Below are 10,670 nucleotides of genomic sequence, written 5' to 3'. Positions count from 1 at the left end.
TCTCCATATTTCTATATTTATCAAAGATTGCATCAGAATTTTTTGAAAAACTAAAAAACTTCTGCAACTTGCGTTGGTTTATAGATACAAACAAATCTGCCACCTATGAACTTATTTATTGCTTTTTTCAAATACTTTTCGGTAGTAGTTTTTGCGGCGGTATGGCTGATAACAAATACCAATTTACCCGCCGAAATTTCTTTGCATTATCCTTACAACCTCATTTCTAAACACTGGTTTTTGTATGTGGCTCTGGGCTTTGTCGGAACATTCAACCTGATAATGGTATTTTTTGAAAAATTTTTGAGAAATATCCCTATCGAAAAACTTCAAATTCCACAAGCAGACTTCTGGAAAGAAAACGAATTGAGTAAGGAAGAGTTTTACAATGTCCTGAAAGCCTGGTTTTATACTTTTACGGCTCTTGTGAATTTGTATGCTTCGTTTCTGATTTTTAAGGTTTGGGAAATCAATGTAATGATACAAGACACCGTAGATATGACTATTTTCTGGCTGATTGGTCTTGCTATCATTCTTTTATCGCTGGCGTATATTTTCATACGCTTTCGCATACGCAAATATTCCATTTGGGATTAGCCGAAATGAGTAATTTCTTGCTTATTCTTTTCTGCTTTGTGGCGGGCTTTCTGCTCAAAACGCAACACAAACGCCTCCGCTTGCCTGCAAGCACTCCGCAAGGTATCAATGCTTTTGTGCTGTATGTTTCGCTCCCTGCGATGGCTCTTTACTATATTCCTAAAATTAGCTTTTCAGCAAAAGCCCTTTTGCCCCTTTCAATGGGCTTGATAGTGCTTGCAGTCGCGGTACTATTTTTTACAATTTTGCAAAAAATATTACATTTCAGCAAAAATGTTTTGGGTTGTTTGGTTTTGTGTTGTGGCTTTGGAAATGTATCGTTTATGGGCTATCCTTTGGTAGAGGCTTTTTATGGAAAAGAAGGCATCAAAACCGCTGTACTTTGCGACCAAGGCACTTTTTTGGTGCTTTCTACGCTGGGCATTTTGCTTGCCAACTTGCAAGCGGGCAAGAAAGCCTCTTGGAAAGCTATTGGGGTAAAGTTGCTTTCCTTTCCTGCTTTTTCGGCTTTTTTGGTAGCACTGCTTTTCAACTTAATGCAAATAGATTTTCCTGAAGCCTTGCAAACTACTTGGAAACGCTTTGCCGATACGCTTTCGCCACTGGCTTTGTTTTCGGTGGGTTGGCAAATCTCTTTGCAAAAAGAAAAAAACTTTTGGCAAGAAACCTTTTGGGGGCTTTTTTACAAACTTTTGCTTATCCCTTTTTTGTTTTGGCTGTTTCTGCCTCAAAACTTAAATTTACCTGAAAAAGTAGTGATTTTACAGGCTTCTATGGCTCCAATGATAACGGCTTCTATCATTGCCGTAGAATATGGTTTAGCTCCGCAATTAGCCAATTTGCTCATTCGGATAGGTATTCCTATTTCTTTGCTCACGGTAAGTTTTTGGTGGTGGGTAATGGCTTGATTACTCAAATCTTAAAGCCTCAATGGGGTCCAAACGAGAGGCTTTGTAAGAAGGGTAAAAACCTGAAATAACTCCCACTACTATGCAAATAATTACTCCCAAAAGCATCCAAAGCCAAGGCACAAGAAATTTCTGCGAACCCAGCAGATAGGCAACGCCATTGCCCGCCAAAATACCCAAAATAATGCCCGCGATACCCCCAATCTGACAAATCACAATTGCCTCCACTAAAAACTGCTCCTGAATACGGCGAGGCGTAGCTCCCAGAGCCTTTCGGATACCAATTTCACGCGTCCGCTCTGTTACCGAAACCAGCATTATATTCATCAGCCCTACCGAAGCCCCCAAAAGTGTAATAAAACCAATAATAAAACCACCAATTTTCAGGTATTTGCTAATTTCCTCCAATCTTTCGGCAAGGGTTTCGCTTTTGCTAATTTCAAAAGAATCTTCTTTGCCGGGTAAATCGTGGCGAATTTTACGCATTAGCCCACGAGCCTCACTCATTACTTGGTCTATTTCCGCAGGATTGCTCACTTTTACTTTGATGTCAAAATTTGTGTTTTCGCTTTTCAGCAAAGTACGAGCATTTTCCAAAGGTACAAGCACACTTCTATCGCCTGCATTGCCGCCCATATTGCCCCCTTGGCTACTCAAAACGCCTATTATCTGATACCTTTTGCCCAAGAAATTTACAAAACGATTCAAAGGATTGGTTTTACCAAAAAGTTTTTCGGCAATTTCGTTGCCAATAATCACCACAGGTATTCCATTTTCTACTTCGGAAGTAATAAAATTTCTGCCTGTTTTTAGCTCCAAGCCGTTCAAACCCAAATAGTTTTCATCAACTCCTATTACTTGTGAGTTGGGATTGGTAGTTTGTGAACCGTGCTTTACTTCCGTATTGAACGAAACTCCTACCGAAATACCCATTACCCCCGAAAAGCTCAACTTCTTTCTAAGTTCTTGGGCTTGATAGTAGGTAATAGGTGTAGAAACACTTTCACGCATACCTCTATTTCTGCCTCCTTTGGCAAATTTTTGCCCAATATTAAAAGAATTGGCTCCTAAATCGGAAAAACTATCATTGATAGAGGACTGTATGCCATCAACTGCTGTCAGAATGCCTACTAATGCCATTATGCCTATGGCGATAATAAGAGCCGTAAGTACTGTACGAAGCAAATTTTCGCGTATTGCCCCAAGAGCTACTTTAATGTTTTCAAGAAAATTCATAGAAATGTTTTTCAAGAAACGGAAAAATAAGTTTTTTGGTATTTTCTAACGTAACTTCAAAGTTACAAGACAGAAAATAGCAAGTAAGATTCCCACAATCCAGAAACGTACTACAATTTTTGTTTCGTGATAACCTTTTTTTTGGTAATGATGATGAAGCGGTGCCATTAGGAAAAGTCGGTGCTTTTGTGCATACTCTAAACCTCTTTTCTTTTTCTGATACTTAAAATAAGCTACCTGCAAAATAACAGAAAGATTTTCAGCAAAAAAGATACCACACAAGACAGGTATCATCAGTTCTTTTCGTACAGCAATAGCAAGAACAGCAATAACTCCCCCCAAAGCCAAACTGCCCGTATCGCCCATAAAAACTTGTGCAGGATAAGCATTATACCATAAAAAGCCTGCACACGCCCCCGCAAAAGCCGTAGCAAAAATTACAACTTCGCCCATATGAGGAATGTAGAGAATATTGAGATAATCGGCGAAAATGAGATTTCCTGAAAGATAGGCAAAAATAGCCAGTGTCAGCCCGATAATGCCCGAAGTTCCTGCGGCAAGCCCATCTATGCCATCAGTGATATTTGCTCCGTTAGAAACTGCCGTAATGATAAAAATGACCATTCCTACATAAATAAGAGCCTCCAGCCAATTAGCCTCTAAAATATTGAGTACGTTGTAATCAAATTCATTGTTTTTGAAAAAAGGCACGTTGGTTTTAGTAGATTTGTAAGAAACAGCATAGTAAGGTTTTTCATTTTTTCGGCGAATAGTATCAATTTTTACGTTTTTTTCTGTTTTTTGCAGTTCTATAATTTTATTCTCTTCGCCCAAGGCAATTTTTTCTTGAACTACTACATTACTATTGTAGTAAAGTGTAATTCCCACTACCAAACCTATTCCCACTTGCCCAACGATTTTGAATTTTCCTGAAAGTCCTTCTTTATTTCTTTTGGCAATTTTAAGGTAATCGTCCAGAAATCCAATAAAGCCCAAACCTACCAGCGTAACTAATAGCAAAATTACATAGATATTATCCAGCTTGGCAAAAAGTAAGGTTGGCACAACAATAGAAAGAATAATGATGATTCCTCCCATTGTAGGGGTGCCTTTTTTTTCCATTTGCCCACTCAGCCCTAAATCTCTGATACCTTCTCCTATTTGCTTTCTACGCAAATACAAAATAATTTTTTTTCCATAAATAGTGCTGATAAGCAAAGAAAGAAAAGTTGCCGCCCCAGCCCTAAAAGAAATATACTGAAACACACCTGCCCCGATAAAATCAAACTCACGGTCAAGGTAATCAAAAAGATAGTAAAGCATTTTTGTTTATGTTGAATTATGTTTTTGAAATTTTCAAGTCAAAAATTTTTCTAAAATTCAATACTCAACACTTTAACATCATTTTTAGGTGTTTTTTTCTTTTCGTTGGGTATTGAAGTAATAATAAATTCCTCTAATATTTTTTTGTTGTAGGCTTTCCAACCATTACGAAAATCACGGCTGGAATATTCAATAAATTCGGCAAGTCTTTCAGAATTTAATTGCTGTAATAAGAACTCATAATCGCCGTCATACTTAATGCAGTATCCTGAATAAAAAGTAGTTTCCTCATTTTCTATCAAGATAAAATTAGGTTTATTATTCATAGGCGAAAAAAGTATCTTTTTCCCAAAACTTGTATCCAGCCCTTGGCTTCTTCCGAAAGCATACCAAGCCACAGGGTTAGGTTTTCCGTTATCTCGTTTATCCAGTTCATTTTTCACACTACAAAGATATTCATAAGCAAGTGGAAAGATGTTTTTTAGATATTCTTCTGAAATTATTTTATGCTTACCGCCAACTTTCTGATAGGGGAATAAAATATATTCTGTAATCTTATCCGAACTGCTTTTGAGCCTTGAAGCCTTGATGATTGGCTTCAAAATAGCTTTTTCTATCTTTGCAACACCTCTGAAATACGTATTGGCAAGCACATAATCAGGTTCATTTTCTATTTCTTGAATAGGGAAAATGTAGGCTTTATCGCAAAGAGTGGTTATCCCGACGTGAATTTTGCAAATATCTTTTAGCTTAGCTCCTTGTAGCAAAAGTTGCGGTTTAACACTTAAACTCCAGTTCTTTTTATGTCTAATTTCCTCAAATGATAACGTTCTTTGTAAAAATTTATTCAAACTTTCTGCTTGTTCGTAGATAAAATGATTTTGTTTTGTTTTTCCAAAAATTACAACAGCACTATAAGTCGTAGCATTATCAAAGAGTTGTATATCAGCATAATTGATAATTTTTATTAAGTTTTGATTTTCTGCAAAATAAGTACGCATTGCTTTAGCCGCTTGGCTATACATAAAAGTATTTGGGGTAATTAGCCCACAAATACCTTTTTCTTTGAGCAGAGAAAGGCATAATTCATAAAAAGCAATGTAGGCATCGGTAGAGCCGTTTTTACAAAACTTGTAAAAAGTTTGTATAAATTTTCTTTCTTGATGAGGCAGATGTTGTATGCGAATATAAGGTGGGTTGCCTATGATAAAATCAAATTTAGTAGTTTCAAAGTCTATAATTTTTTTCAAAGAGTTGCATACTTCAATATTCCAATTAATTTCTACTCCCAAAGGTTTGGTAAGATTGTTCAGATTTTCTCTACAAAGAGCTACTGCTTGCTCGTCAATATCCCAACCATATATTTTCTCTAAATTTTCTTTCAACATTTCTTTGGGAGAAAATTTTATGATACTCTCTGCAACAACAATGAGAAAGCGTCCATCGCCACAAGCGGGGTCTAAAATAGTTTTTCCCAAAATAGAGCTATCGTTGAAACCAATTTCTTGCAAAATTTTTTCTACAATAAAACGAGGCGTGTAAATTTTACCAAAAAGTTTCTGTTTATCATAAATTTTCGTCAGGGAAGCCATAGCTACTGAATTTTATGAAATTGGGCAAAACTTTCTATTTCTTTGCACAAGTTTGTTACAGAAACTTTTTCTTGCAGTAAGTTCGCAAGTTTTTCTTCTCTCAAAATCATTTTTGGCTCAACTTTACTTACCTGACAAGTGCTTTCATCTATATCCACTATCATAATTCCAATTCCCAAAGGTCTATGAGCCTGTTGTATATCAAAAGTTAAATTTACATACTTTCTCAAATCATTTTCATTGATTATTTCAATTTTAGTAGCCTTTTTGTGTTTGATTTTATTGCTATCTTTTTTGTAATAAGGGGTTTTATGTCTAAATACAATAAGCTGTGCATAGGGTACATTGATTCTTTGAATGTTCGCAGTTTCCCCCATCATACTTTCAAAGTAGTTGTTGATATTTTGCTTCAAATTAGAAGTTACAAATTTAATCCCTAAACCAAATACAGGTTTTTGCTGATGCGTTACGGTTACATCTACATCTTTGGAATAGTATTTTCCCTCAATGGTAAATTCTTTTGAACCTTCTCCTAAATAGTGTATTTCATAATCATTTCCAAAAACATTTTTCAAGTATTTAGCCCAAAAAGCGTGTAAAGGCATAAGTTTTTTTGTACTTCTAGCTCCATATTCCAAATATTTTTTGAAAGAATCAGATATAGCTTCTAAAAAATCTTTTTCCAAATACATAAGCTATTAAGCTAAAAATCAAATATTTCTAATTATCTTCCAAAAATTTTACCAAGTCTTTTGCCTGTATTCTGCATTGCATTGATTTTCTTGATAACTTTTCGCATTTCTTCAAATTGTTTTACAAGGGTATTCACTTCTTGTATGCTTGTTCCACTTCCCAAGGCAATACGCTTGCGACGGCTTCCGCTTCCATTGCCCGAAATCAATAATTGAGGATTTTCTCTTTCTTTGGGAGTCATTGAAAAAATAATGGCTTCGGTACTCTTGAAGGCGTCTTCAGGAATATCTACATCTTTCATCATTTTGGACATACCTGGTACCATAGACATCAAATCTTTGATATTACCCATTTTCTTAATTTGCTGAATTTGTGAAAGGAAATCGTTGAAATCAAACTGATTTTGGCGAAGTTTTTTGTTGAGTCTTTCAGCTTCTTTTTCATCAAAGGCTTGTTGAGCTTTTTCCACAAGACCTACCACATCGCCCATATTCAAGATACGGCGAGCCATACGTTCGGGGTGGAAAACATCAATGCCGTCAATTTTTTCGCTTGTACCTACAAATTTAATGGGTTTTTCTACTACTGCCCGAATGGAAAGAGCCGCCCCACCTCTTGTATCGCCATCAAGTTTGGTAAGCACAACCCCTGTAAAATCCAGCCTTTCGTTGAAAGTCTTAGCAGTATTTACGGCATCTTGCCCCGTCATAGAATCTACCACAAAGAGAATTTCACAAGGATTGATAGCCTTCTTGATTTGCTCAATTTCATTCATCATTTCCTCATCTACCGCCAAACGCCCCGCTGTATCTACAATTACAACATTTTTGTGATTCGTTTTGGCATACTGAATAGCATTCTGAGCGATAGCTACGGGATTATTGTTTTCAGGTTCGCTATACACATCTACGCCTATTTGCGAGGCAAGTGTTTTGAGCTGTTCAATAGCGGCAGGGCGATATACGTCGCAAGCTACTAAAAGTACCTGCCGCCCTTGTCTTTTGATTTGATTGGCTAATTTTGCCGAAAAAGTCGTTTTCCCCGAACCTTGCAAACCTGCCATCAAAACAACCGCAGGACTTCCCGTAAGTATCAAATCAGCCTTCTGTCCACCCATTAGTTGAGCCAGCTCGTCCTCTACAATCTTTATCATCAATTGGTAAGGCTCAACGGCTATCAAAATCTTCTGTCCAAGGGCTTTTTCTTTAATTCTTTCTGTAATTTCTTTGGCAATTTTGTAATTCACATCAGCCTCCACGAGAGCCTTTCTAACATCTTTTACCGCCTCAGCAACATTGAGTTCAGTGATTTTATGCTTGCCCTTGATAACCTTCAAGGCACCTTCTAATCTTTCGCTTAAATTTTGAAACATAACTTTCTACAATTAGCTTTACAATTCGGCAAAATTAGGAGTTTTTCTTATTTTTCCCAAAAACTTATCCAAAACGCTTGCGAAATATTTTTTGGGTATATTTTTGGTAAAAGTAGTTCAGGTTTTCTTGTAAAAAGCCGCAAAAATAGCTCAATCGGAACAAAAATGAAGGATAAATTTTTCTTTTGCCTTTAGAAATGCCTTTCAGAATACTCAAAGCAACACGAGAAGCCTCTTGCGAAGGGAAATACAAAGGAGCTTTGCCTGCATTTTCAAAAAAATGAGTTTTAGTAGCTATCGGATACACCAAAACCAAGCGAAAATGCGGGTTTTCCAAACGAAAAGCCTCTGCGAAGCGGTCAAGGGCGGCTTTGGTGGCACTATACAGGCTGTAGCCTGCCAAACCCATTTTTGCCATAGCCGAAGCCGTAATACAAAAAACTACTTCCGTATTGCTTTTTTGCATTTTCAAAAGACTATAAATCGGTGAAAACACATTCAGAGCGAAAATTTTTTCAAGATGCCCCCAATCGGGTTCTTGCAATTTTTCGTAATAAGCAAAACCTGCATTGGCTATAAAAACGTCAATTTTATCAAAATCGGAAGCTAATTTTTCAAAAAGCAGTTCTAAATGTTCTTTTTGGCTCAAATCAGCTTGCAAAAAGTATACCTTTCCTTGGGCTAAAAGGCTTTCGGGCAAAGGGTGAATATCCACAGCAATAATTTTACAAGGAAAATCTAAAAGCAATTTTACCATTTCCAAACCAATGCCCGAAGAAGCACCTGTAACGAGAATATTTTTTTGAGAAAAAAACTGCATAAGCCACCTTTTGAAGCCTGAAACTTAATACTTTTGACTATTTTTTGCAAAAAGCAAGATATTTTTTTGCGAGAAAAAAATTCTTTTGTATATTTGCACCCTCAAAATTTAACCTAAAAAACGAAGTTTGCAATGAACCACAAACAGTACGAAACGGTATTCATTATTACTCCCGTCTTATCTGAAGAACAGATGAGGGATACCGTAGAAAAGTTCCGCAAAATTCTCGTAGATAATGGTGCTGAAATTATCCACGAGGAAAACTGGGGGTTGAAAAAATTGGCGTATCCTATTCAGCACAAAAGTACAGGCTTTTACCAACTTTTTGAGTTCAAAGCCCCTGTAAGCATTGTGAATACACTTCACATTGAATACAGCCGCGACGAACGCATTATGCGTTATTTGACTACCGCCTTGGATAAATACGCCGTAGAATACAACGAAAAACGCCGCAAAGGCTTGGTAGGAAAGAAAAAAGAGGCTCAAACAGTAGCATAAAAAAGGAGGAATTATGACACTCATCAACGAACCTATACACAGTGCTAAGCAGGAAACCAAAAAGAAATATTGCCGTTTCCGCAAAATGGGCATCAAATACATTGACTACAAAGATGCCGATTTCTTGCTCAAATTTGTAAATGAACAAGGTAAAATTTTACCTCGCCGTATCACAGGCAACAGCCTGAAATATCAGCGTAAAGTGGCACAGGCTATCAAGCGTGCCCGTCATTTGGCTCTTTTGCCTTTCGTTACCGATGGTTTGAAATAACGTAAAATTTTTGATTATGGAAGTGATTTTGAAAGAAGACTACACAGGTCTTGGCTATAAAAATGATGTTGTAAAGGTAAAACCCGGTTTTGCTCGCAACTATCTTATTCCTCGTGGCATTGCTATACTTGCTACCGAAGGCAATAAGAAAATGCTCGCCGAAAACTTGAAACAAGCCGCTCACAAAGCCGAAAAACTCAAAAATGAAGCTGTAGCTCTGGCTGAGCGTATCGGCGAACTCGTGCTAGAAATCCCCGCTAAAGTAGGTGAAAGCGGTAAAATTTTCGGTTCTGTAACTACTACCCAACTCTCTGAAGCTCTCAAAAAACAAGGCTTTGATATTGACCGCAAGAAAATCGCTATCGCGGGCGAAGTGAAAATGATTGGCGAATACAAAGCAACCTTAGATTTGCACAGAGAAGTAAAGCACACCATTGCTTTCAGAGTAGTAGCAGAGTAAAATACAAGGAGTTTTAGAGTTCAAAGTTTAAGGTTCAAAAAGTTAAACTTTAATTCTTGGGAAAATAACAAAATTTCAGAGAGGATTGTGCTTGCAATCCTCTTTTTGCTTACTTTTGAGCTATGAAGCTATCTGTTGTTATCATCACTTTCAACGAAGAGCAAAACATTCAGCGGTGTTTGGAATCGGTGCAAGCCGTAGCCGATGAAATTGTGGTAGTAGATTCTTTTTCTACGGATAAAACGGCTGAAATTTGCCATAAATACCAAGTCCGGTTTATTCAGCAAGCCTTTTTGGGATATGTAGAACAAAAAAATTTTGCCAGTGCCCAAGCCTCCTATGATTGGATTCTTTCCCTTGATGCCGACGAAGCCCTTTCCGAAAAACTCACCAACGAAATTCTTTCACTAAAAAAACAAGAAAACCTACAAGCCGATGCCTTTTCAATGCCTCGCCTAACAAACTATTTGGGCAAATGGATACGCCACACCGATTGGTATCCCGATAGAAGGATACGACTATTTCATAGAAAAAAAGCCTACTGGGCTGGTATCAATCCTCACGATTATATTCAGATGCAAAACAAAAACTCGGCGGTGGGCAAACTAAATGGCGATATTCTCCATTACAGCTACTATTCTATTCCACAACACATTGCCCAACTCAATCATTTTACGAGTATAATGGCTGAAACACTCGTAAAAAATGGTAAAAAAGCTCCTCTTTACAAACTTTTTATCAATCCCCTTTGGAAATTTTTTTACAGCTATGTGTTGCGTTTAGGTTTTTTAGATGGCTATTATGGCTTTGTGGTTTGTGCGATTTCTGCTTTCGCAACATTTGTAAAATATCTAAAAATCAGAGAGTTATCAAGAAAATTCAAGGAAAAATAACAGAATT

The 10,670-nt window shown here is 37.1% G+C and carries 12 protein-coding genes; 6 read left to right on the top strand and 6 right to left on the bottom strand.

The features are described from left to right. The first annotated feature begins 105 nt into the window (after positions 1 to 105). Both ACWITO_RS11210 and ACWITO_RS11205 read left to right on the top strand, forming a co-directional pair. Entirely contained in the window at positions 106 to 597 is a 492-nt protein-coding gene (locus ACWITO_RS11210; RefSeq protein ID WP_448530084.1) for a hypothetical protein, read from the top strand. Beyond that, on the top strand, positions 588 to 1,505 hold the full coding sequence (locus ACWITO_RS11205) for an AEC family transporter (protein WP_448530083.1): 918 nt from the start codon (positions 588 to 590) through the stop codon (positions 1,503 to 1,505). Before ACWITO_RS11210 ends, ACWITO_RS11205 begins: the two co-directional genes overlap by 10 nt. On the opposite strand, the gene ACWITO_RS11200 is transcribed toward ACWITO_RS11205, so the two are convergent. The 6 genes from ACWITO_RS11200 to ACWITO_RS11175 form a co-directional block, all read right to left on the bottom strand. Next, positions 1,506 to 2,741, bottom strand: a complete 1,236-nt coding sequence (locus ACWITO_RS11200; protein WP_448530082.1) for an ABC transporter permease — start codon at positions 2,739 to 2,741, stop codon at positions 1,506 to 1,508. It lies immediately after the preceding gene. A 45-nt stretch (positions 2,742 to 2,786) separates the two neighbouring features. Then, complete coding sequence (gene mraY / locus ACWITO_RS11195) at positions 2,787 to 4,064, bottom strand: phospho-N-acetylmuramoyl-pentapeptide-transferase (protein ID WP_448530081.1); 1,278 nt, start codon at positions 4,062 to 4,064, stop codon at positions 2,787 to 2,789. Between the two features lie 50 nt (positions 4,065 to 4,114). Continuing rightward, positions 4,115 to 5,656 (bottom strand): HsdM family class I SAM-dependent methyltransferase, encoded by a 1,542-nt coding sequence (locus tag ACWITO_RS11190; RefSeq protein ID WP_448530080.1) that lies wholly within the window; start codon positions 5,654 to 5,656, stop codon positions 4,115 to 4,117. 2 nt (positions 5,657 to 5,658) lie between these two features. Further along, positions 5,659 to 6,261, bottom strand: a complete 603-nt coding sequence (locus ACWITO_RS11185; protein WP_448530079.1) for a hypothetical protein — start codon at positions 6,259 to 6,261, stop codon at positions 5,659 to 5,661. Between the two features lie 119 nt (positions 6,262 to 6,380). Next, positions 6,381 to 7,721 (bottom strand): signal recognition particle protein, encoded by a 1,341-nt coding sequence (gene ffh / locus ACWITO_RS11180; protein WP_448530078.1) that lies wholly within the window; start codon positions 7,719 to 7,721, stop codon positions 6,381 to 6,383. A 64-nt stretch (positions 7,722 to 7,785) separates the two neighbouring features. Further along, the gene (locus ACWITO_RS11175) at positions 7,786 to 8,541 is read right to left on the bottom strand and encodes an SDR family NAD(P)-dependent oxidoreductase (protein WP_448530077.1); all 756 of its coding nucleotides are present in this window, start codon (positions 8,539 to 8,541) and stop codon (positions 7,786 to 7,788) included. A 132-nt stretch (positions 8,542 to 8,673) separates the two neighbouring features. On the opposite strand from ACWITO_RS11175, the gene rpsF reads away from it, so the two are divergent. From rpsF to ACWITO_RS11155, 4 genes are all read left to right on the top strand, one after another. Continuing rightward, entirely contained in the window at positions 8,674 to 9,039 is a 366-nt protein-coding gene (gene rpsF, locus ACWITO_RS11170; RefSeq protein WP_448530076.1) for a 30S ribosomal protein S6, read from the top strand. Positions 9,040 to 9,052: 13 nt separating this feature from the next. Further along, positions 9,053 to 9,310, top strand: coding sequence for a 30S ribosomal protein S18 (gene rpsR / locus ACWITO_RS11165; RefSeq protein WP_448530075.1), 258 nt, complete (start codon positions 9,053 to 9,055; stop codon positions 9,308 to 9,310). A gap of 16 nt (positions 9,311 to 9,326) precedes the next feature. Next, on the top strand, positions 9,327 to 9,770 hold the full coding sequence (gene rplI, locus ACWITO_RS11160; protein ID WP_448530074.1) for a 50S ribosomal protein L9: 444 nt from the start codon (positions 9,327 to 9,329) through the stop codon (positions 9,768 to 9,770). 122 nt (positions 9,771 to 9,892) lie between these two features. Beyond that, positions 9,893 to 10,663 carry a glycosyltransferase family 2 protein gene (locus ACWITO_RS11155; protein WP_448530073.1) on the top strand — a complete coding sequence of 257 codons (771 nt, stop codon included), beginning with the start codon at positions 9,893 to 9,895 and terminating at the stop codon, positions 10,661 to 10,663. Positions 10,664 to 10,670 lie beyond the last annotated feature (7 nt).

Source organism: Raineya sp. (assembly GCF_053497555.1).
Note: the sequence above shows the minus strand (reverse complement) of the source record. Positions and strands in the feature narration are given on the sequence as shown.